The following is a 20,075-nucleotide window of genomic DNA, read 5'->3' on the forward strand; positions in this document are numbered from 1 at the left end:
GAACACGACATGGGCGACGCCAACGAGGCGCTCCTGCGCTGGTTCCGCCAAGGAGGGTGGACGCAGCTCGAACTCGCGCGCGCCGTCGGCCGGCTCGGCCGGGCCCGGGGCTACAACGTCGCGCCGGACAGCTCGCGGGTGCGGCGGTGGCTGGAGGGCGAACGGCCGCGGCACCCGGTCCCGGAGCTGTTGGCGGCGCTGTTCGCCGACCGGACGGGCAGGCCGTGCACGCCTGCGGACCTCGGCCTGGCCGCGCCGTCGCCGACCCGCGACCAGGTCTCGTGGGACCACCGGGCGCTGGTCGCCACGTTGCAGGACTTCACCAGGAGCGATCTGATGATCAAACGCAGGGATGTGCTCGGCGCGACCGCCGCCCTGGCCACGGGCGCGATCCTGGAAGGGCGCTTGACCGGGTGGCTGGACGCGGACGACACGGCGCCGACCCCGGCACTGGGCCCGGGCCGCATCGGCACCGCGGAGATCGCCGAGATCGAGGCCGCGACCAGGACGTTCTGGGCCTGGGACGCCAAGCGCGGCGGCGGTTTGTACCGCGAGGCCGTGGTCGGGCAGCTCAAGGCGATGACCGACCTGCTCGACCACACCTACCCCGACGCGATCTCCCGCCGCCTGTTCCGGTCGACCGCGGACCTCGCCAGGCTGGCCGGCTGGATGTCGCACGACGTCGGCCTCCAGGCGACCGCGCAGCAGTACTTCACGCTGGCCCTGCACTGCGCGAAACGGGCGCGGGACACCGGGCTGGGCGTCGAGGTGCTGTCCCGGATGGCGCGCCAGATGGTGCACGTGGGCAAGCCCCGCGAGGCGCTGTCCCTGGTCGCGCTGGCCAGGCGCGGCTCGGGCGGCAGGCTGGGGCCGATGCCCGCGGCCATGCTCGCGACCTGCGAGTCCTGGGCGCACGCGACCCTGGGCGACGTCCGGGCGGTGGACCGGGCGGTCGGCGCCGCGGAGGCGGCCTTCGCGCGAGCCGACCCCGCCGAGACGCCCGCGTGGCTGTCCTACTTCGACCGGGCCGGACTGGAGGGCATGGCGGCGCTGTCGTACCGGACCGCGGCCGACCACCGGCCGGGCGTCGAGAAGAGGGCCGAACCGCACCTCGCCGAGGCCCTGCGCCTGCGCCGCGACTCCTACCAGCGGTCGAACCTGTTCGACGTGATCTCCCTGGTGGGCGTCCGCGTGCTGCAGGGCGAGCACGCGGAGGCGAACCGCCTGGCGGCCGACCTGCTGAGCCCGGCCGGGCGGATCAGCTCGACCAGGACGTTCGACCGCATCAAGGTCGTCCGCGACCGGGCCGTGGCCGACTCCGCCCGCTCGAAAGACGCACGGTTGCTGGCCGACGCGCTCGCCGCGGTGATCGCCGCCTGAGCGGCTGCCGGGTGCTCGGGCAGGAGCCGCCGTGCTCCTGCCCGAGCACCGTCAGGTGGACTTCAGCGAGATGCCCGCGTCGTCCAGCGCGGGCATCAGCTTGGCTCTCAAGGCGCGCTGGACGGCCCACTGGCGGCCCGGCCGGACCTTCACCGTCACCCGCATGGTGATGCCCTCCGGCGTGACCTTCTCGACGCCGAGCACCTGCGGCTTGTCGATGACGTCCTTGGCCAGGAGCTCCTCGCCCGTGGCGTCCTCCACGGCCTTGGCCAGCACCTCGGTGGCCGACGCCAGGTTCGCGCCGTACCCGAGCGGCAGGTCGACGACCGCCACCGCGAAGCCCTGCGACGAGTTGCCGACCCGCAGGATCTCGCCGTTGCGGACGTACCAGACGGTGCCGTTGGTGTCGCGGATCGTGGTGATCCGCAGCGCCACCGACTCGACCGTGCCGGTCGCGGGACCGAGGTCGACCACGTCGCCGACGCCGTACTGGTCCTCCAACATCATGAACATGCCGGACAGGAAGTCCTTGACCAGGTTCTGCGCGCCGAAGCCGATGGCGACGCCGAGGATGCCCGCCGAGGTCAGGATGGGCGCGGGGTTCATGCCCAGCTCGGTGAGGACCTGGATGAACGCCACCCCGAACACGATGATCGTGACGAACGACTTGAGCACCGAGCCGATGGTCTTGGCCCGCTGCTCGCGCCGTTCGGAGACCAGCGCGCCCAGCGCCTGGGGAGCGCGTTCCCGCAGCGGCTTGAGCAACTTGGGCTTGCGGCCCCCGTTGCCCCGGGTCATCCGGTCGATGAGCCGGCGGAGCACGAACCGGACCACGACCGCGATGATCAGCGTCAACGCGATCCGCAACGCGCCCTCGGCGATCTTGGGCCCGTTGGTCACCCACCACTCGACGGCGAGGGTCGACTCCACGTTGAACACCGGTGACGGCGTCGGCTCCACGTCCAGCACCTGCTCAGTCCTCCACTCTCACAACTCCAGGCCGGTCGCCCAGGCCAAGAAGGTCAACTGGTCCACGGCCAAGCCCACCGATCGGCTCACCGATCGGCCCGCGTGCCCCACCTCGGTCTCGCGGCGGAGCAGCACCGGGTGCTTGGTCGGATCACTCGACGTCGCGTGCTGCAGTGCCGCGCACATCTTCCGGGCGTGGTTGGGGTCCACGCGGCTGTCCGACTCGAAGACCGTGAACAGCACCGAAGGGTACTCAACTCCCGGCCGCACCCGGTGGTACGGGGAGTAGGCCAGCAGCCACGCCAGCTCTTCGGGCACGGCCGCCGAGCCGTACTCCTCCGCCCAGAGCCGTCCCAGCAGGAAGTTCTCGTACCGCACCATGTCCAGCAGTGGCGCTGAGCACACCACCGCCGCGTAGAGCTCCGGCCGCTGCGTCAACGCCGCCCCGACGAGCAGCCCGCCGTTCGACCCACCCATGATCGACAACTGCTGCGGCGTGGTCCACCCGTCGCGGATCAACCGCTCGGCCGCCGCGTGGAAGTCGTCGAACACGTTCTGCTTCCGCTCCCGCATCCCCGCCCGGTGCCATTCCTCCCCCTCCTCGTCGCCGCCGCGCAACGACGCGTGCGCCCACACGCCGCCCGCCTCGACCCACGCCAACGTGGTCGCGCTGTACCCCGGCCCGCGACCGACCGCGAACCCGCCGTACCCGGTGAGCAACGTCGGCCGGGGCAGGTCCGGGTGCTGCTCGCCGGACACCACGAACATTCGCACGACCGTGCCGTCGGCCGACGTGTACGAGACCTGTTGTGTGGACAACTCCGGCAGCGTCACCGTTCCGGGCGCCGCCGCCTCCAGCTCGGTCCGGCCGCTCGAGAGCGAGTACCGGTACACCGACAAGGGCGTGATGAAGTCCGACCACCCGAACCACAGCACGTCCCGGTCCGCAACGGTCAGCTCGTCGACTGTGGACAACCCGTGCAGCGACCCGGTGCCGGGCAGCGGGATCTCCCGCAGGTGCTCGCCGGTCGCGGGGGAGTGCAGGTGCAGTTCCGACACCGCGTGCCGGGTCCGCAGCAGCACCAGCGACCCGTCCAGCCACGTCACCGCGTCCAGCACCGAGTCCGGCTGCTCGCCGACCAGCTCGGTCCACTCGGTCGGGGTCGCCGGGTCGGCCACGCACACCCGGAACCGGGGCGCGTCCCGGCTGGTCCGCAGGTAGAGCCGCCCGTCCGGGGCGACCCACGCCGAGCACTGCACGTCGTCGGAGTCGCGCACGACCGGCGTCAGCTCGCCGGAGCCGTGCAGGTCGGCGATCCACACCGAGTCGCGCCGCGCGGTGCCCGGCGCGCCGTTCACCACCAGCCACCGGGCGTCCTCCGACAGCGACAGCCCGTAGTAGTACGTGTGGTCGAGCCCGTCGCCGTGCACGTTCACGTCGTCGGACGCGGGCGTGCCCACCCGGTGCCGCCACACCCGCCGGTGGAACTGCCGCTCGTCCTCGGGCACCAGCGCGGGGTCGACCCGCCGCACGTAGAAGAACTCCTCGCCACCGGGCAGCCAGCCGACCGGCGAGTACCGGCACCGGTCGATCGGACCGTCCAGCAGTTCACCCGTGTCGACGTCCACGACGTGCAGCAACGAGTGCTCGTCACCGCCCACGGACACCTGGTACGCCAGCCGCGTGCCCTCGCGGGACGGCGACCACCGGTCGAGCGTGGTCCGCCCCGACGGGTCGAGCCGCGACACGTCCAGCAGCACCCGCTCCACGCCGTCCACCCGCACGTACAGCACCGGGTGGTCCTCGTCCGGCCCGCGGCGGGTGTAGAACGCCCGACCGGCCCGCCACACCGGCGTGCCGACGGAACCGGTCCGCATCAGCTCACCCAGTCGGGCGGCGAGCGCGTCGCGGCCGGGCATCGCGTCCAGCCACGACCGCGCCACCACGTCCTGCTCGTCGGACCACGCGGCCGTTCGGTGGTCCGCAGGGTCTTCGAGCCAGCGGTACGGATCGTGGACCGCGTGTCCGTGCAGGTCGTCGACGAGGTCGAGCCGCGGCGCGGCGGGGTAGGTGATCGTCGCAGGCAGCGCTGCGCGGGAGGCTTCGGTCACCTCGCCGAGCGTAGCGCGCTTGATGAAAACCATGTCCGATAGGGGTCCGTTCACCCAAGTTTCGGACTCGGCTTCGTGACACGTCACATATCACAGGTGATTTTTGGGGTCGATCTGTGGTCTGCTAGGCCTGAACCGGTGGAGGTGGTCGCGTGCCAGACCGACAACCCACCCCGATCGGCGCCCTGGTGAACGCCGGGATCGCGTCGTCGGTGCCGTCCGGCCAAAAACAGCTGGCGCTGAACACCGTGCACACTGTGGCCGACGGCCAGGGGGCCGGTCCGGCGCCCGTGGTGTTGCCCTGGGGAAGACGCAAGGTCCTGCTGCTCAACGCCACGTTCGAACCGCTCACCGCGTTGCCCCTGCGGCGCGCGGTGGTCCTCGTCGTGTGCGGGAAGGCCGAGGTCGTGCACGGTGACCCCGCCGGGGCCGTCGTGCACTCCTCGACGTCCGAGGTGGTCGTCCCGTCGGTGATCCGGCTGGCGAACTACGTGCGCGTGCCCTACCGGGGCCGGGTCCCGCTCACGCGGGCCGGGCTGATGCACCGGGACCGGTACCGCTGCGCGTACTGCGGCGGACGCGCCGAGACGATCGACCACGTGGTGCCGCGCAGCCGAGGCGGCCCCCACTCGTGGACCAACTGCGTCGCCTGCTGCGCGAGGTGCAACCACCGCAAGGCCGACAAGCTCCTCTCGGAGCTCGGCTGGCGCCTGCGCGTGGTGCCCAACGCGCCCCGCGGGCCGCACTGGCGGCTGCTGGCCGGCGTCACCGAGGCCGACCCGCTGTGGCTGCCCTACCTCGGCGAGCCCGCGGCGTAGCGCCCGCTCCTCCTCACGCCGCCAGGACGTAGTCCCGGGGGTCGTCCGTGATGCGCACGGAGCCGTCCGTGATGCGCACCGAGTCCGACGTGATCCGGACCGAGCCCGCCATCGTGATGCGCACCGAGTCCGCGTCCGACCCGGTGATCCGGACCGAATCGGACTCCGACGCCGTGATGCGCACGGAGTCGTCCGTGGCCGACGTGATGCGGACGGAGCCTTGGGAAGTAATCCGAACGGAGTCGTCGGAGGTGATGCGCACCGACTCGGCGAGCGTGGCCGGGGGCTGAACAGTGGTAACGCTCTGCTCCGATTGGGTGTACGACGAAAGAGTGAGGGCGGCGACCAGAACAAGGTTCATGGTGTACATGTCGTGTCCTCCGAGACTCATCAGGCGGGTATTGGACTCCGGTTTCGGATGCGCAAGACCCGTACAGGTGAAAAGCTAGAAGCCGAGTGGGCCCAGGACAAGACGCCAAACCGGCCGCCATTCGCCTCCGTCCGGGGGAAGGCCATCCGGGTGTACGCACTGCGACGATCGAGCACGAGAGCTAGTGCATCCGGCACCGATGGATACCGAGGGTGACGTCGTCGCAGGTAGGACGTCGGGCGGCTCGCAGGCCGCTATGCCACGTGCCACGGCCCATCCCCGCGACCGTCACGTGGTCGCGGTCCCGACCGGCGTCCCACTACGTGGTCACCGCCGTACGCGTGATCGCCGACCGCGCCCGCGGCGCCGCGTTCACAGTTGGACGGGGCCACCGGACGACCCCGCGCACACCGCCGAACCCACACCAGTGCGGAAACGGGTGCCCTCACCCCGACCTGACCTGGACGATCGGTTACCGTAACCGGCGTGACCATCGTGGAGACCGTGCTCGTCTTCGCGCTGATCCCGCTGGCCATCTACGGCGTGATCACGCTACTGACGCTGAGGCCGAAGGCCACCCGCATTCAGCGGTACCGCCCGGGCCAGGAGTGGAACTACGCCCCCGTCTGGTGGACGGCGAACCCCGCGGGCTTGCCCGGCGGCGCGCACCAGGCCGTCCCGGCGCCGGCCGAGGGCCGCACCGCCAAGGGAGGTGCCCGTGGCAACTGGTGAGCTGACGAGGGTGGAGGTCGACCCGTCGACGCTGGAGGTCGGCGCGGTCGTGACCAACAGCGGCCGGGTGTCCGCCGCGAAGATGTACGAGCCGCACGCGCCGAGCCTGCCGTTCACGCCGGTGCAGCTGTCGAGCCTGGACGAGGCGCTGACGCTGGCCAGCCGCACCACCGGGTTGGACTTCAGCGTCTACCTCGGCGAGCTGGGCGCGGACGCGCGGGCGAAGGCCGAGGAGCTGCACGCCGCCACCACGCGACCCACGCACGCCGTGCTGGTCGCCGTGTCGCCCGGTGAGCGCCGGGTGGAGGTGGTGACGGGCGAGGAGTCCAACCGCCGCATCGCCGACCGCGGCGCGAAGCTCGCGGTGATGAGCATGGTCGCGTCCTTCAAGGAGGGCGACCTGTCCGGCGGCCTGGTGAGCGGCCTGCGGATGCTGACCGACCAGGCGGGCCCGGCTCCCAAGCACGTCTGACGACGCGCGCACGACGAAGTGAAGGCCCCGGCGCACCCCGCCGGGGCCTTCGCGTTCACCGGGACTTGAGCGCGTCCACGAACGCCTTCAGCCGGGCCGGGCTGACACCCAGCTCGACCGAGGGGTTCTTGCTGTCCCGCACCGCGCCCAGGTGGTTCGCCACCTCGACGCAGTCTCCGCTCGCGCTCTTGCCGGACTTCTTCCACCGAAGTGTCATGCGACTCCCGTCGTCCGCTGCACCTCCTTCGCGATGACCTCGAAGGACCGTTCCGGGCTCATCGCGACCTTCAGCAACTCTGGCACGGACCGCTCGAAACCGGCTACCGCCTCGGGTTCCTGCACGAAGACGGCGCTGACGGGGTTCTCCAGGTGCACGAACGACGTGCCGTCGCACTTGATCAGCTGGAACGAGCCGCAGAGTCCGGGGTGCCAGCCCGTCGCGGTGGGCACGATCCGCAGGTCGACGTTCTCGTGCGCGCTCATCATCAGCAGGTGGTCGAACTGCTCGGCCATGACCGCCGGGCCGCCGACCGTCTGGCTCAGCACGCCCTCGCCGATCAAGGCGGTGTAGCGGACGGGGTTGCGGCGCGTGAGGATGTCGCGTCGGCCCATCCGGACCGCGACCCTGGTGGCGATCTCCTCGTGGGGTACTGGAACAGCCTCCATGATCGTGCGCGTGTAGGAGCTGACCTGGAGCAGTCCCGGGATGATCAACGGCGACCAGCTGACGATCTCCTTGGCCATCTGCTCGACCTCCACGAGCGCGGCGATCTGGGATCGGCGCTCGGGGAGTTCGATCACCGCGAGGGGTGATCCACTGGGATCTTCGGTCATCGCCAGGATTTCTTCGCGATCCCGATCGGTGATGTCGAGGGGCTCGAGGATGCGGATGACCTCCGCTCGCGCCGGGACGCGCTGGCCGCTTTCGTTGCGCGAGAGCAACGAATGTACGACACCAATCTTCTTCGCGAGTGCGCGTTGGCTGAGCTTGTTGGCCACGCGAACGTTGCGCAAGCGCGCGCCCAAAGCGATGGATTTCGAGGTGTTGCGGTTCATGGAAATGCATCCTAAAGCGGGACCAGTGGTCAAGTCTCTCGCTCGTAAAGGGGATTGACCAGGTGTTGCGGGCCGGACATTGTGTTGTGCACCAGAGCTTCCGACCAGCCCGCACACTGGTCGGACATGCGCGGCGAGTGGTGCAGCGCGCGACGGGACTTCGCAGCGCACACCACTCGCCGCGCCCTTTGCAGAGGTGCGCTAAGGGGGTTTCATGGAGTCCGAGGAAAAGGTGTCTGCGCGGCTGAGCACGGCCCGCAGCCGGGAATTGGGTGAGGAATTGCGCCGCGTCCGGCACCGGGCGCGGATGTCGTCGGCATTCGTCGCCGACGCGCTCGGCTGGTCGTTGGGCAAGCTGTCGAAACTCGAGACCGGCACTCGCGGCACGAGTCCGTGGGAAATCGGGACGCTGCTCGGCCGTTGCGGCGCGGACAAGGCGACCCGCGATCGGATCCTGGCGATCGCCAGCGAGGTCGACGCGGGCAACTTCCTGCGCCGGCACGACCCGTGGCCGGACACGCTCACGGCGCTGTCCGTGCACGAGCACGCGGCCAGCACGGTGACGACCTACGAGCCGCTGGTCGTGCCGAGCCTGGCGCAGACCGAGGACTACGCGTACGCGTTGACCAAGGACAGGGAGCTGACGGAGGCGCGCATGACGCGGCAGGACGCGTTGCGCAGGCCGGGCGGACCGGAGACGGTGATCTACATCCACGAGGCGGCGTTGCGGATCGTCGTCGGCGACGCGAAGGTCATGCGCGACCAGATGCTGCGCCTGACGCTGATGTGCGGCTGGTCGCGCATCAGCCCGCGGATCATCCCGATGAGCGCGCCGTCGCACACCCACCTGCGCCACTCCGGGACCTTGCTGACGTTCTCGTCGCCGGTCAAGCCGCTGGCCTACGCGGAGACCGAGACGGCGACGGTCTTCCACGACGACCCGACCGCGATCAGCGCCTACGAGGCCAAGATGCGGCAACTGGAACGCGTGGTCCTGGGCCCGGCGCAGTCACGTGACGTGTTCGCCCGCTGGGCCGACGCCTACGACCGCGACCACCGCTCCGCGCCGGACGCGAAACGGAGCAGCGCCTGAAGCGCTGCCCCGTTCACCTTGAAGCCGTTCACCACGCACGCAGCGGCTCCGCGCACGTCACACGTCGAACCTCAGGACCGGTCGAACTCCTGGGCGGCCAGGGCGCGCACGATGCCCGCGCGGCCCTCCGACACCAGTCGGCGCAGGGCCGGCGGGCGTTCTTCGGCCAGCCACTCGTCGGCCGCCGTGACCGTCTCCTTCGAGATCGACCACGACGGGAACAGGCCGACGACCATCGACTGCGCCCGCTCGCTCGACCGGCGGTCCCACACGTCGGCCACGTCGGCGAAGTACCGCGCCACGAACGGCTGGAGCAGCGCCTTCTGACCGGGGTGCTGGATGCCCGCGATGATCGCCTCCGACACCGCGTTCGGCAGCTCGTCGTCGTTCACCGCGCGGTCCCACGCCTCGGTCTTCGCCTCGATCGTCGGCCGCAGCGCGCGTGCCGACTCGGCCTTGCGCCGACCGGTGGCGGTGGGGTCGCGCTCCTCCTCGGCCTGGATCTCGTCCAGCCCGGCGGCGCCGTGCGCGACCAGCGCGTGCAGCAGCCGCCACCGCAGGTCGGTGTCCACGTCGAGGCCGTCGAGCACGTCCGTGCCGTCCAGCCAGCCGCGCACGACCTCCAGCGTCGCGGCGTCCAGCACCGACCCGGCCAGGGAGTTGACGAACGCCAACTGGTGGTCCGAACCGGCCTCGGCGGCACGCGCCAGCTCCAGGACCCGCGTGGTGAACCTGCGCCAGCCCTCGTCGCGCCACGACACGTCCGCGTACGACGACAGCGCCGTCTGCGCCTGCAGCAGCAGCCGCTGCACGACGCCGACCTCGGTCTCCGCGTGCAGCCCGCCGAGCACCAGGTTCACGAAGTCGCGCGCCTTCAGCTCGGCCTCGCGCGTCATCTCCCACGCCGCCGACCAGCACAGCGTGCGCGGCAGCGGCTCGGCGATGTCGGCGATGTGGTCGATCAGCGACGCCAGCGAGTCGGCGTCCAGGCGCATCGTGCAGTAGGTGAGGTCGTCGTCGTTGACCAGCACCAGCTTGCCGCGCGGCACGCCGACGAGCTCGGGGACCTCGGTGCGCTCGCCGGACACGTCCAGCTCCACCCGGTGCGTGCGCACGAGCTTGCCGTCGGCGTCCGCGTCGTACACGCCGATCGCCAACCGGTGCGTGCGCAGCTCGCCCGCGCCCGGACGCGCACCGCCCTGGAGCACGGCGAACTCGGTGAACCGGCCGTCGGTGTCGACCGAGTACTTGGGTCGCAGCAGGTTCAGGCCGGTGGTCTCCAGCCACTGCGCGCTCCACCACGACAGGTCGCGGCCGGACGCCTCTTCGAGCGCGTTGAGCAGGTCGGCCAGCGTCGCGTTGCCCCAGGCGTGCTTGCCGAAGTACACCCGCAGGCCGGACAGGAAGTTGTCCAGGCCGACGTAGGACACCAGCTGCTTGAGCACCGAGGCGCCCTTGGCGTAGGTGATGCCGTCGAAGTTGACCTCGACGGCCTGCAGGTCCGGGATGTCGGCGGCCACGGGGTGCGTGGACGGCAGCTGGTCCTGCCGGTAGGCCCACGACTTCTCGATCTTGGCGAACGTCGTCCACGCCTGCCGGTACTCGGTCGCCTCGGCCTGCGCCAGCACCGACGCCCAGGTGGCGAACGACTCGTTCAGCCACAGGTCGTCCCACCAGCGCATGGTCACCAGGTCGCCGAACCACATGTGCGCCATCTCGTGCAGCACGGTCTCGGCACGGCGCTCGTACAGGTAGCGGGTGACGCGGCTGCGGAAGACGTAGTCCTCCAGGAACGTGACGCAGCCGGCGTTCTCCATCGCGCCCGCGTTGAACTCGGGCACGAAGCACTGGTCGTACTTGCCGAACGGGTAGGTGACGCCGAACGCCTTGTGGAAGAAGCCGAAACCCTGCTTGGTCTCGGTGAACAGCCGCTCGGCGTCCATGTGCGGCGCGAGCGACGCGCGGCAGTAGATGCCGAGAGGGATCGTCGTGTCGCCGTCGCTGAACTCGTCGCGCCACTCGGCGTAAGGACCGGCGACCAGCGCCACCAGGTACGTCGACATGGGCTTGGTGGTGGCGAAGACGTGCTTGTCCGCGCCGCCCGTGCCGTCCACAGTGGACTCGATCGCCGCGTTGGAGACGACCTTCCAGTGGTGCGGCGCGGTCACCGTGAGGTGGTAGACCGACTTGAGGTCGGGTTGGTCGAAGCAGGCGAACATGCGCTTGGCGTCCGCCGTCTCGAACTGCGAGTACAGGTACACCTCGCCGTCGACCGGGTCGACGAACCGGTGCAGGCCCTCGCCGGTGTTCATGTACCGGCAGTCGGCCTCGACCGTCAGCTCGTTGACCTCGGCCAGGTCGGGCAGGTGGATGCCGTCTTCCTCGCGGTAGGAGGAGACGTCCAGCTCGTGCCCGTTGAGCACGGCGCGGTGGACATTGGCGGCCACGATGTCGACCCACGAGGATGCGCCGGGCGTCTGGCTGCGGAAGGCAACCGTCGTGGTCGAGCGGAACGTGTCCGAGCCGGGCTTGCCGCCACCGTCGGTCAGGTCCAGCTCGATCCGGTAGGAATCGACCTCCAGCAGCGCGGCCCGCTGCTGCGCCTGGTCGCGGGTGAGGTTGGGTGCCGCCACTGGTCACCTCGTCTGCCGCCGCCACGGGACCTCGGCGCCGGCGTCGTCGGAACGGGAATGGGTGTCGAGTCGGTGAACACGACAGTCGCATCCAATCACGTGGGACCCCCGGAAGTGGACTGGCGTCCGAGGGAAGACTGCGCGCGGTGGGCTGGTTGAGCACGATGGAAGCGCCGAACCCGGCGCACCGCTCACGAACAGCCACGGAGGGAACACCGCATGTCGACAGAGGGACGTACGAAGGTCGACTTCTACTTCGACCCGATCTGCCCGTTCGCGTGGATCTCGTCCCGGTGGATCCTCGAGGTGGAGAAGCAGCGCGATCTCGACCTGAACTTCCGCGTGATGAGCCTGTCCGTGCTCAACGAGGACCGGGACCTGCCCGCCGACTACCGCGACATGATGGACCGCGGCTGGGGCCCGGTGCGCGTCGCCGTCGCCGCGGCCAAGCTCAAGGGCGACGGCGTGCTGCGCGACCTCTACACCGCGCTCGGCACCCGGATCCACAACGAGGGCCTGGGCACGACGCGTGACTACGACCAGGCCATCAAGCTGGCGCTGGAGGACGTCGACCTGCCCGCGGAGCTGGCCGAGGCCGCGCACACCGACGCGCACGACGAGGAGCTGCGGGCCAGCCACCACCGCGGCATGGACCCGGTGGGCATGGACGTCGGCACGCCGACGATCCACATCGACGGCGTGGCGTTCTTCGGGCCCGTGCTCACCAAGATCCCGCGTGGCGAGGACGCGGTGAAGGTGTTCGACGGCGCGCGGGCGTTGGCGGGCTTCCCGTACTTCTTCGAGCTCAAGCGGACCCGGACCGGGGGTCTGGACTTCTCCTGACGCGTCCGGTGTGACACTCTGAGGCCAGGTTCGTCGTGGAGTGTCACACCGTTCTCGGGGAGTCCGCAGTGATCGAGGTCGTCAACCCGACCACCGAAGAGGTCGTCGGCACGGTCCGCGCCGGCACGCCCGGTGACGTGGACGCCGCCGTGACCAGGGCGGTTGCCGCGTTCCCGGCGTGGTCGGCGACGTCGCCGGAGTCCCGGTCGGCCCTCGTGCGGGCGGTGGCGGACGCGCTGGAGGCGCGGGCCCCGGAGTTCGCCGCGACCATGACGGCGGAGATGGGCACGCCGATCACGTTCGCGTCGCGGGTGCAGGTGCCGAACCCGGTCGGCATCGCGCGGGGCGTGGCCGACGCGGTGGACGCGGGGTACTTCTCCGCTTCGGAGATCGGGAACTCGCTGGTGCTGCGGGAGCCGGTCGGCGTGGTCGCGGCCATCACGCCGTGGAACTTCCCGTTGCAGCAGATGGTGGCCAAGGTCGTGCCCGCGCTGGCGGCGGGGAACGTGGTGGTGCTCAAGCCGAGCGAGCTGGCGCCTCTCACGGCCGACCTGCTCGCTTCGGTCCTCTACGACGTCGGTGTGCCCAAGGGCGTGTTCTCGCTGGTCCACGGCACGGGGCCGGTGGTCGGCGAGGCGTTGGCCGGTCACCCGATGGTGGACATGGTGTCGTTCACCGGTTCGACGAGGGCCGGTCGGCGGGTGTCCGCGCTGGCCGCCGAGACGGTGAAGCGGGTGGCGTTGGAGTTGGGCGGCAAGTCGGCGAACGTCGTGCTGGACGACGCCGACCTGACCCGTGCGGTGAAGATCGGCGTGGGCAACGCGTACATGAACAACGGCCAGGCGTGCAGCGCGTGGACCCGCTTGCTGGTGCCCGCTTCGCGGCACGACGAGGCGTTGGAGATCGCGGTCGCCGCCGCGTCCAAGTACGAGCCCGCCGATCCCGTTCTCCCGTCCACCCGCATGGGTCCGGCGGTGTCGGCCGCGCAGCGCGACCGCGTCGTCGGCTACATCGAGCGCGGCATCTCGGAAGGGGCGAAGCTCGCCCTGGGCGGCCCTTCCCGCCCTCTCGGCCGCGGCTTCTTCGTCACGCCGACCGTGTTCGGCGACGTGCGGTCGGACATGGTGATCGCTCAAGAGGAGATCTTCGGCCCTGTGCTGTCCGTCATGCCGTACGCGGACGAGGACGACGCCGTGCGCATCGCGAACTCCACCATCTACGGCCTGGGCGGCGCCGTGTTCTCGGCGGACACCGACCGTGCCCTCGCGGTGGCGAAGCGCCTGCGCACCGGCCAGGTGGACATCAACGGCGCCGCGTTCAACACCAGCGCCCCGTTCGGCGGCTACCGCCAGTCGGGCAACGGCCGCGAGTTCGGCGCCCACGGCCTGTCCGAGTTCACCGAGCTGAAGTCCATCCAGCGCTGACCCGCGTGTCGAACCTTCAGGCCCCGCGTGTCGAACCTTCAGGCCCCGCGTGTCGAACCTTCAGGACCCCCGAATCCAACGCTCAGGTTCTCCAGGCAATCGGCGGTCCTCGTCCTGAGTGTTGAACTCATCGGTCCTGAGTGTTCGACACGCGGGACCTGACTGTTCGACACGCGCGGGTTCAGGCGCGCAGGACGCCGTTGGTCAGGCGGGGGACGGCGGTGCTCACGTTCACCTCGGAGGCCAAGGCGACGTCACCGGCGTGGCCGGCGGCGATCAGCTCACGCCCCGAGACGCACCCGGCCACGACGTCCTCCACCGAAGCCCACGCGTACGTCTCCGCCGCCAGAGCTGCCTCCACCGACGCGGAGCCGTAGCCCAACAGGGACGACATGATCGCCCCTGCGCCGAGCAGGTCCTCCACCGCCGGCCGCAACGGTCCGGCGTCCGCGTCGTCCGTGATGTTCACGCCCCACCGCTCACCGCCGGGCACGACGCCGATCGGCCCACCCGCCGCCAACGCCCGAGCCGCCGTGGCGATCGCACGCGCGTTCCGCAGGCACCCCGCCAGCACGATCGCCCCCGTCGCCTCGGCCAACGAGCACAACGTGGCGCCGTTCGCCGAAGCCAGCTCCAGCTCCGTCCCCGCCGGCACGGACACCAGCGACGACGGCCGCAACGTCCACGACGGGTCCGCCGGACGTGCCGCCGCAGCCCGCTTCGACCAGTGCACCGGCCGCACGGCCCCACCACGTGCCACGACGACGTCCACCGCCGTGGAGAACGACAGCACGTCCACGATCACGAGCACCGCGCACTGCTCCCCGAGCACGGCGACCCCCTCCGGACCCCACTCCAACCGCAGCCGGGAACCCTCTTGTCCGAACACGCGGCCAAGGATGGCAGACTTGCTGACGTGCGCGTTTACCTGGGATCGGACCACGCGGGCTTCGAGCTGAAGACCCACCTCGTCAAGCACCTGACCGACGCGGGCCACGAGGTGGTCGACGTCGGACCGGCCGTCTACGACGCGGAGGACGACTACCCGCCGTTCTGCATCGAGGCGGCCCGCCGCGTCGTCGCGGACGAGGGCAGCCTGGGCATCGTCATCGGCGGCTCCGGCAACGGCGAGCAGATCGCCGCGAACAAGGTGCCCGGCGCCCGCGCCGCGCTCGCCTACAGCGTGGAGACGGCGAAGCTCGCCCGCGAGCACAACGACGCCCAGCTCATCGGCGTCGGCGGCCGGATGCATACCACCGAGGAGGCGTTCGCGATCGTCGAGGCGTTCCTGGCCACCCCGTTCTCCGGGCAGGAGCGGCACGCGCGCCGCATCGACATCCTCAGCGAGTACGAGCGCACCGGCGAGGCGCCGGCCCTGCCCTGATGCCCGAAGGCCACACGCTCCACCGCCTGGCGAAGCTGCACCAACGCCGGTACGCGGGCTCGACGGTCCGGGTGTCGAGCCCGCAGGGCAAGTTCTCCGCGTCCTCTGTGGACGGTCGGCTGTTCCGGCGCGCCGAGGCGCACGGCAAGCACCTGTTCCACGTCTACGGACCGGACGCGACGGTGCACGTCCACCTCGGCCTCTACGGCACGTTCACCGAGTCGCCGCACCCGGTGACCCAGCCGGTCGGCCAGGTGCGGATGCGGCTGTCCGGGCCCACCCACTGGACGGACCTGCGCGGCCCGAACCGGTGCGAGGTCCTCACCGACGTCGAGGTCGCCGCGCTGCGCGCCCGCCTCGGCCCGGACCCGCTGCGCCGTGACGCGAAACCGGACCTGGCCCACGCGCGGATCGCCCGGTCCCGCCAGTCCATCGCCGTGCTGCTGATGGACCAGACCGTGCTCGCGGGCGTCGGCAACGTCTACCGGGCCGAGGTGCTGTTCCGGCACGGCGTTCACCCGCTCGTGCCCGGCAACGAGGTCGACCGGGCGCTGTGGGACGACCTGTGGCTCGACCTGACCGTGCTGATGCGCGCCGGCGTGAAGGTCGGGCGCATCGACACCGTGCGGCCCGAGCACCTGCCCGAGGTCACCGGCCGGGCGCCGCGCCAGGACCGGCACGGCGGCGAGGTCTACGTCTACCGCCGCACCGGCCAACCGTGCCTGGTCTGCGGCACGCCCGTCGCCGCCGCCTCGCTGGCCGGCCGGAACCTCTACTGGTGCCCGACCTGCCAACCGGCCTGACCTCAGAACCCGCCGAAGTCCCCGCCGCCGAAATCGCCGCCGCCGTAGTCACCGCCGTAGTCGCCACCGGCGTCGCCGCCATCACCACCGTCGCCGCCGTCCTCGGCGCCGCCGGGGTCCTCGGCCGCCACGGCCGCGGGCACGCCGACCATGCCCGTGAACATCGCGCTGAACAGCATCATCGACGCGAAACCCCACGCGCCCGCCACCAGCGCGGGCTTCCACCACGGCTCGGAGTACCAGCCCTCCGGCACCGGACGACCCGCCACCACACCGCCGGGGTAGTAGTGCGGCGTGTGCGAGCCCGGCCGCGGCGAGGCGACGTAGCGGTGGCCCTTCACCGTGACGTCACGCTCCTCCGACACCTTGCCCGCCCGGCTCTGGCCGGTGAGGTCCGGCAGCTCGGGACCGGGGTCGAGGTCCATCGCGACGCGCGCGGCCCGCACGTAGTACAGGCCTTCCATCGCGGTCTGCGTGACCAGGCGGCACTGCTCCACCGTGCGCGCCTGCTCCATCTGCGACCCGGCCGCGGTGAACCGCTCGGACGCGTCGGCCATCGCCTGCTGCGAGGCCACGTCCGTGCCGGTCAGGTTCATCACCTGGCCGCCCAGCCGTTCCACCCAACGGCGCGCCTCGGCCTGCGCGTCCTCCAGCTCCCGGCGGCGCTTCTCGGCGGCGGAGCGGGCGGCGTACCAGACCGCGCCGGCCAGGACCAGCAGCACGAGCAACACGATCGTGGTGGTCATTCGACCCTCCCGGTGCTTGTTGACCGGAAAACGCCCCACGCCGGGCCGAGGTTCCCGAAACGGTCAGAACACCTCCGGGCAGTGGGGCTCCCGATCGCCTAACAGGGCATGTGACAGGACGTTCAGCGCACCCGCGGTGACCTCACTCACCCGCTGTGCGCGCGCCAACGTCGCCAACCTCGTCCCACCGAGGTACGCGGCCCCCAACGCCTGCACGTCCAGCACGACGTCCGGGTCGTCGTCCACCCGCTGCACCGTCGCCTCGCCGCCCTTGACCGTGAACCTCCACCGGCCCGCGTTCCAGGGGCAGAACTCGTCCGACAGCTCCAGCACCACGTCCACGTCGGAGAGGTAGCGGCGCAGGGGGAGTGCGCGGTCGACGTCCACGATCCGCACCCACAGCGAGTCCGACCGGCCGCGCAGCGCCAGCCGTGAGTCCTCCAGCAGGTGCACGGCCGGGTCGTCGGAGGCGGTGAAGAACTTCAGCTCGCCGACCATGTCGACGTCCAGCAGGTAGCGGTAGAGCGCCGCGTACGCCTCGTCGGTGCGTGCCGCGATCTCGCGCACGTGCAGCTCGTTGCGCGGGCCGCGCACGTGCCAGTCCGCCTTGATCCGGTAGACCGCGTAACCCTGCGGGTGCAGCACGTAGCGGTACGCGCTCAGCCCGTCGCGGTCGCGCTCGGTGTCGGCGAGGTGGTGGTCCCACGCGGCGTCCGTGCGGCTCAGCCACCCCGTCCGGGACGGGCGCAGGTCTTCGTACACGGCCTTCATGACCGGCACGGCCTCGTCGCGCGACACCTCGCGCACCCGTTCGCCGCCGGTCGCCACGCCGGGGCGGAACTTCGCGCCGTGCGGCACTTCGAGCCGGGCGAACTCGGCCGCGAGCCCGTAGCCGAACCGGGGGTAGATCGCCGCCTCCGAGGACCACAGCGCGGCGATCGCCTCGGTGCCCTCCTCGTGCATGCCGTGCAGCTGGGCGCGCATCACGCGGGTGAGCACGCCGCGACGGCGATGGCCCGGTTTCACGCCGACCGACGTGACCGCCGCGACCGGTGTGGGGCCTGCTCCGGGCAACGTGATCTCACGGGTCTGGATACCGCCGCCGCCGATGAGCTCGCCACCGTCGAACACGGCGTGGTGCCGATCCGGCTCGAACAGGCCACGCCACCGTTCGAGCTGGTCCTCGACGCTGTCGGACAGGAACGCCGAGTTGACGACCCGCTGGAACTCCGGGAGGTCGTCCGCGGTGAGGGTGCGGAGGTTGAGCGCCATGGCACGTTCATACGCCGGTCGGCCGTCGTGCGCGATCCAATTCAGGGGTCGCGCTCGGGCCGTTCGTTCCGCGATGCTGCGCCGATGGATGCCCACTCGTTGGCGAGCGCGCTCCGCGTCGAAGCGGAGGCGTTGGCGGTCGCGGCAGATCTGGCACCACCTGATCGTGACGTGCCCGCGTGTCCCGGGATGACGGTCGGTGACCTGCTCGTCCACGTCGGCTCGATCCACCGGATGGTGACGCGGTGGATCACCCGCGGCGCGCGTCCGGCGGACTGGGAGTGCTCGCCGGGTGACGACGACCTGGTCGAGTGGTACCGGGTCGGCGCGGCGGCGCTGATCGCCGCGCTGGATCCGGCACGTGCGGCTTCACCTGCGGCGACGTGGTGCCCGTGGGACGCGACGTTGGGGTTCTGGGTGCGGCGGATGGCGCACGAGACGGCCGTGCACCGGGTCGACGCGCAGTCCGCGACCGGCTCGGCGGCGCCGTTGGAGCCTGGCTTGGCGGCGGACGGCGTCGACGAGGTGCTGCGCCTGTGGCTGGGCTGCCACCAGCCACCCGGTGTTCACACGTCAGGGCGAGCCGTGACGCTGCGTGTGCCGGGCCGGGAGTGGACCGTGGCGCTGCACGAGGGAATCGTCGACTACTGCCCACGAGCCGACCCGGCGGCCGTCGTCAGCGGCTCGGCGTCCGCGGTGGACCTGTGGTTGTGGGGGCGGGTCGGGGAGGAGCACGTGTCGGTGGAGGGGGATGTCGCGGTCGTGCGCGCGCTGCGTGCCGCCGTTGCCGCTGCTACGGGCTGAGTTCGGGGCGTGCTGGAGGCACACTGTGCGCGTGACCAAGCTGCGCGTGATCCTGAGATGCCTGGTGACCTTCGCGATCGGCGCCCTCATGGTGGTGCTGGCGATCCGCTTCGGCGAGGCGCTGTGGCGCGCGCTGTGACGTCCTCGTCCTGACGGGTGACGTGCCGATCATCGCCGGTGTGCCTTGACGAAGCAGAACTCGTTGCCCGCCGGGTCCAGCAGCACCTGGAAACTGCCCTGCTCGTCGGTCTGCACCCCACCCTGCGCCGTGGCCCCGAGCCCAACGGCCTTCTCCGTCGCCGCGGCGATGTCATCCACGTCGACATCCAGGTGAAGCCTGTTCTTCACCGCCTTCGCCTCAGGCACGGGCTGGAACGAGATCCGCGGCCACCCGGGCGGAACGACGTGCGCCCACCCGTCCTCCCGGTCGACGGGCACGCCACCGAGCAACCCCGCCCAGAACCGCACGAGGCGTGCGGGTTCCAGGCAATCCACCACGATCTGGTCCAGACGCATGGGTACATCATGAGCCCGGCGGGAGTGCGGGTTGTGGGAAGCAGCCCCAGCTCGAGACCACTTCCCACAACCACACGACGAGCCCGCACGTGCCAGGTGGTTGGCAACAACCCGTCAGCGGGAGCGTAGAGGCGGAACCGGATCACCCACCGAACCAAACCGTGCCCCGACAGCGTGAACCTCACTCACCACTACCCCCACCGGGGCCCACCGACTATCCGGACTTCAGCTCATCGAGCCACTCCGCAACCTGCTCAAGCCCGTGCAAGTACTCCGCACCGGGACCGTCACGAAGATCAACCCCGTACAACCGGTCAAGTGCGGTCCGAACGACCGGATCCCCGACCTCGACGTCCTCGCGGAAGTACCGCCCCGCCCACCGGTCAACCTCGTCCCGCCCGACCGCCCCGCTCAACAACCCCTCGAACTGCCGCTCGACCTCAGCGCGCGAAGGCGGCTCCAACCTCATGACCCCGAGTGTCGCGTAGAAGGCCGCCAAAGCAAAAGACCGTCCACAGGGGACGGTCGGTGAGCGATCTACCAGCGAGGAAGGAAGAGAGCACCTGACGGGACAACTGTCAAACTCCGATGTGCAACGCAGGGTGACGAGTGCTGCACGCTCGGCAGTGCTGCGACGTGCTGACGAGC

Annotated in this window: 21 protein-coding genes; 10 read left to right on the forward strand and 11 right to left on the reverse strand. The window is 70.8% G+C overall.

The genetic code is table 11. The features are described 5' to 3' along the window. Positions 1–9 precede the first annotated feature (9 nt). Complete coding sequence (locus AB0H12_RS27680) at positions 10–1,380, forward strand: NsdA family TPR-like regulatory protein (RefSeq protein WP_499626625.1); 1,371 nt, start codon at positions 10–12, stop codon at positions 1,378–1,380. A gap of 51 nt (positions 1,381–1,431) precedes the next feature. Here AB0H12_RS27680 and AB0H12_RS27685 read toward each other — a convergent pair whose 3' ends face one another. Then, on the reverse strand, positions 1,432–2,349 hold the full coding sequence (locus AB0H12_RS27685) for a mechanosensitive ion channel family protein (protein ID WP_499626627.1): 918 nt from the start codon (positions 2,347–2,349) through the stop codon (positions 1,432–1,434). A gap of 18 nt (positions 2,350–2,367) precedes the next feature. Then, on the reverse strand, positions 2,368–4,461 hold the full coding sequence (locus AB0H12_RS27690) for a prolyl oligopeptidase family serine peptidase (protein ID WP_499626628.1): 2,094 nt from the start codon (positions 4,459–4,461) through the stop codon (positions 2,368–2,370). A 152-nt stretch (positions 4,462–4,613) separates the two neighbouring features. Here AB0H12_RS27690 and AB0H12_RS27695 point away from each other — a divergent pair, with 152 nt between their 5' ends. Then, positions 4,614–5,279 (forward strand): HNH endonuclease, encoded by a 666-nt coding sequence (locus AB0H12_RS27695; RefSeq protein WP_499626630.1) that lies wholly within the window; start codon positions 4,614–4,616, stop codon positions 5,277–5,279. A 13-nt stretch (positions 5,280–5,292) separates the two neighbouring features. Here the strand turns inward: AB0H12_RS27695 and AB0H12_RS27700 are convergent, their stop codons facing one another. Further along, positions 5,293–5,649 (reverse strand): hypothetical protein, encoded by a 357-nt coding sequence (locus tag AB0H12_RS27700; protein WP_499626631.1) that lies wholly within the window; start codon positions 5,647–5,649, stop codon positions 5,293–5,295. A gap of 486 nt (positions 5,650–6,135) precedes the next feature. Between AB0H12_RS27700 and ctaJ the strand changes: the two genes are divergently transcribed. Both ctaJ and AB0H12_RS27710 read left to right on the forward strand, forming a co-directional pair. Continuing rightward, positions 6,136–6,381, forward strand: a complete 246-nt coding sequence (ctaJ, locus tag AB0H12_RS27705) for an aa3-type cytochrome oxidase subunit CtaJ (protein ID WP_073889412.1) — start codon at positions 6,136–6,138, stop codon at positions 6,379–6,381. Continuing rightward, a complete protein-coding gene (locus AB0H12_RS27710; protein WP_499626633.1) occupies positions 6,368–6,853 on the forward strand; it encodes a DUF5130 family protein in 486 nt (161 codons plus the stop codon). Before ctaJ ends, AB0H12_RS27710 begins: the two co-directional genes overlap by 14 nt. 55 nt (positions 6,854–6,908) lie before the next feature. On the opposite strand, the gene AB0H12_RS27715 is transcribed toward AB0H12_RS27710, so the two are convergent. Then, positions 6,909–7,070 carry a DUF397 domain-containing protein gene (locus AB0H12_RS27715; protein WP_499626634.1) on the reverse strand — a complete coding sequence of 54 codons (162 nt, stop codon included), beginning with the start codon at positions 7,068–7,070 and terminating at the stop codon, positions 6,909–6,911. Beyond that, complete coding sequence (locus tag AB0H12_RS27720; RefSeq protein WP_499626636.1) at positions 7,067–7,909, reverse strand: helix-turn-helix domain-containing protein; 843 nt, start codon at positions 7,907–7,909, stop codon at positions 7,067–7,069. The genes AB0H12_RS27715 and AB0H12_RS27720 overlap by 4 nt, the downstream gene beginning before the upstream one ends. A gap of 214 nt (positions 7,910–8,123) precedes the next feature. Between AB0H12_RS27720 and AB0H12_RS27725 the strand changes: the two genes are divergently transcribed. Next, a complete protein-coding gene (locus AB0H12_RS27725) occupies positions 8,124–9,002 on the forward strand; it encodes a helix-turn-helix domain-containing protein (RefSeq protein ID WP_499626638.1) in 879 nt (292 codons plus the stop codon). 71 nt (positions 9,003–9,073) lie between these two features. Here AB0H12_RS27725 and pepN read toward each other — a convergent pair whose 3' ends face one another. Beyond that, positions 9,074–11,635, reverse strand: a complete 2,562-nt coding sequence (gene pepN / locus AB0H12_RS27730; RefSeq protein WP_499626640.1) for an aminopeptidase N — start codon at positions 11,633–11,635, stop codon at positions 9,074–9,076. Between the two features lie 219 nt (positions 11,636–11,854). Between pepN and AB0H12_RS27735 the strand changes: the two genes are divergently transcribed. Both AB0H12_RS27735 and AB0H12_RS27740 read left to right on the forward strand, forming a co-directional pair. Beyond that, a complete protein-coding gene (locus AB0H12_RS27735) occupies positions 11,855–12,478 on the forward strand; it encodes a mycothiol-dependent nitroreductase Rv2466c family protein (RefSeq protein ID WP_499626643.1) in 624 nt (207 codons plus the stop codon). Between the two features lie 68 nt (positions 12,479–12,546). Then, positions 12,547–13,902: an aldehyde dehydrogenase family protein gene (locus AB0H12_RS27740; protein WP_499626645.1), complete on the forward strand. Its 1,356-nt coding sequence runs from the start codon at positions 12,547–12,549 to the stop codon at positions 13,900–13,902. 181 nt (positions 13,903–14,083) lie between these two features. Here the strand turns inward: AB0H12_RS27740 and AB0H12_RS27745 are convergent, their stop codons facing one another. Then, complete coding sequence (locus AB0H12_RS27745; RefSeq protein WP_499626646.1) at positions 14,084–14,791, reverse strand: 2-phosphosulfolactate phosphatase; 708 nt, start codon at positions 14,789–14,791, stop codon at positions 14,084–14,086. Positions 14,792–14,818: 27 nt separating this feature from the next. On the opposite strand from AB0H12_RS27745, the gene AB0H12_RS27750 reads away from it, so the two are divergent. Then, the gene (locus tag AB0H12_RS27750) at positions 14,819–15,286 is read left to right on the forward strand and encodes a ribose-5-phosphate isomerase (protein ID WP_230565899.1); all 468 of its coding nucleotides are present in this window, start codon (positions 14,819–14,821) and stop codon (positions 15,284–15,286) included. Beyond that, complete coding sequence (locus tag AB0H12_RS27755) at positions 15,286–16,089, forward strand: Fpg/Nei family DNA glycosylase (protein ID WP_499626648.1); 804 nt, start codon at positions 15,286–15,288, stop codon at positions 16,087–16,089. Before AB0H12_RS27750 ends, AB0H12_RS27755 begins: the two co-directional genes overlap by 1 nt. A 2-nt stretch (positions 16,090–16,091) precedes the next feature. Here the strand turns inward: AB0H12_RS27755 and AB0H12_RS27760 are convergent, their stop codons facing one another. Both AB0H12_RS27760 and AB0H12_RS27765 read right to left on the reverse strand, forming a co-directional pair. Then, entirely contained in the window at positions 16,092–16,835 is a 744-nt protein-coding gene (locus AB0H12_RS27760; RefSeq protein WP_499626650.1) for a hypothetical protein, read from the reverse strand. Between the two features lie 63 nt (positions 16,836–16,898). Continuing rightward, positions 16,899–18,107, reverse strand: coding sequence for a GNAT family N-acetyltransferase (locus AB0H12_RS27765; RefSeq protein WP_499626652.1), 1,209 nt, complete (start codon positions 18,105–18,107; stop codon positions 16,899–16,901). Positions 18,108–18,191: 84 nt separating this feature from the next. On the opposite strand from AB0H12_RS27765, the gene AB0H12_RS27770 reads away from it, so the two are divergent. Then, on the forward strand, positions 18,192–18,911 hold the full coding sequence (locus AB0H12_RS27770; RefSeq protein WP_499626654.1) for a maleylpyruvate isomerase family mycothiol-dependent enzyme: 720 nt from the start codon (positions 18,192–18,194) through the stop codon (positions 18,909–18,911). A 168-nt stretch (positions 18,912–19,079) separates the two neighbouring features. Here the strand turns inward: AB0H12_RS27770 and AB0H12_RS27775 are convergent, their stop codons facing one another. Together AB0H12_RS27775 and AB0H12_RS27780 are read right to left on the reverse strand one after the other, a co-directional pair. Then, positions 19,080–19,427: a VOC family protein gene (locus AB0H12_RS27775; protein ID WP_499626656.1), complete on the reverse strand. Its 348-nt coding sequence runs from the start codon at positions 19,425–19,427 to the stop codon at positions 19,080–19,082. A gap of 214 nt (positions 19,428–19,641) precedes the next feature. Next, entirely contained in the window at positions 19,642–19,896 is a 255-nt protein-coding gene (locus tag AB0H12_RS27780; RefSeq protein ID WP_499626658.1) for a YxzC family protein, read from the reverse strand. Positions 19,897–20,075: the final 179 nt, after the last annotated feature.

Origin of the sequence: Actinosynnema sp. NPDC023794 (assembly GCF_040639675.1) — a bacterium.
In the GTDB taxonomy this organism is placed as follows: domain Bacteria; phylum Actinomycetota; class Actinomycetes; order Mycobacteriales; family Pseudonocardiaceae; genus Actinosynnema; species Actinosynnema luteola.

What these genes read in the sequence shown, in the direction of transcription:
- AB0H12_RS27725 (WP_499626638.1), top strand. Translation starts at nt 8,124, where the DNA reads ATGGAGTCCGAGGAAAAGGTGTCTGCGCGGCTGAGCACGGCCCGCAGC.
- AB0H12_RS27755 (WP_499626648.1), top strand. Translation starts at nt 15,286, where the DNA reads ATGCCCGAAGGCCACACGCTCCACCGCCTGGCGAAGCTGCACCAACGC.
- AB0H12_RS27735 (WP_499626643.1), top strand. Translation starts at nt 11,855, where the DNA reads ATGTCGACAGAGGGACGTACGAAGGTCGACTTCTACTTCGACCCGATC.
- AB0H12_RS27720 (WP_499626636.1), bottom strand. Translation starts at nt 7,909, where the DNA reads ATGAACCGCAACACCTCGAAATCCATCGCTTTGGGCGCGCGCTTGCGC.
- AB0H12_RS27775 (WP_499626656.1), bottom strand. Translation starts at nt 19,427, where the DNA reads ATGCGTCTGGACCAGATCGTGGTGGATTGCCTGGAACCCGCACGCCTC.
- AB0H12_RS27700 (WP_499626631.1), bottom strand. Translation starts at nt 5,649, where the DNA reads ATGTACACCATGAACCTTGTTCTGGTCGCCGCCCTCACTCTTTCGTCG.
- AB0H12_RS27780 (WP_499626658.1), bottom strand. Translation starts at nt 19,896, where the DNA reads ATGAGGTTGGAGCCGCCTTCGCGCGCTGAGGTCGAGCGGCAGTTCGAG.
- AB0H12_RS27760 (WP_499626650.1), bottom strand. Translation starts at nt 16,835, where the DNA reads ATGACCACCACGATCGTGTTGCTCGTGCTGCTGGTCCTGGCCGGCGCG.
- AB0H12_RS27715 (WP_499626634.1), bottom strand. Translation starts at nt 7,070, where the DNA reads ATGACACTTCGGTGGAAGAAGTCCGGCAAGAGCGCGAGCGGAGACTGC.
- AB0H12_RS27770 (WP_499626654.1), top strand. Translation starts at nt 18,192, where the DNA reads ATGGATGCCCACTCGTTGGCGAGCGCGCTCCGCGTCGAAGCGGAGGCG.
- AB0H12_RS27765 (WP_499626652.1), bottom strand. Translation starts at nt 18,107, where the DNA reads ATGGCGCTCAACCTCCGCACCCTCACCGCGGACGACCTCCCGGAGTTC.
- AB0H12_RS27680 (WP_499626625.1), top strand. Translation starts at nt 10, where the DNA reads ATGGGCGACGCCAACGAGGCGCTCCTGCGCTGGTTCCGCCAAGGAGGG.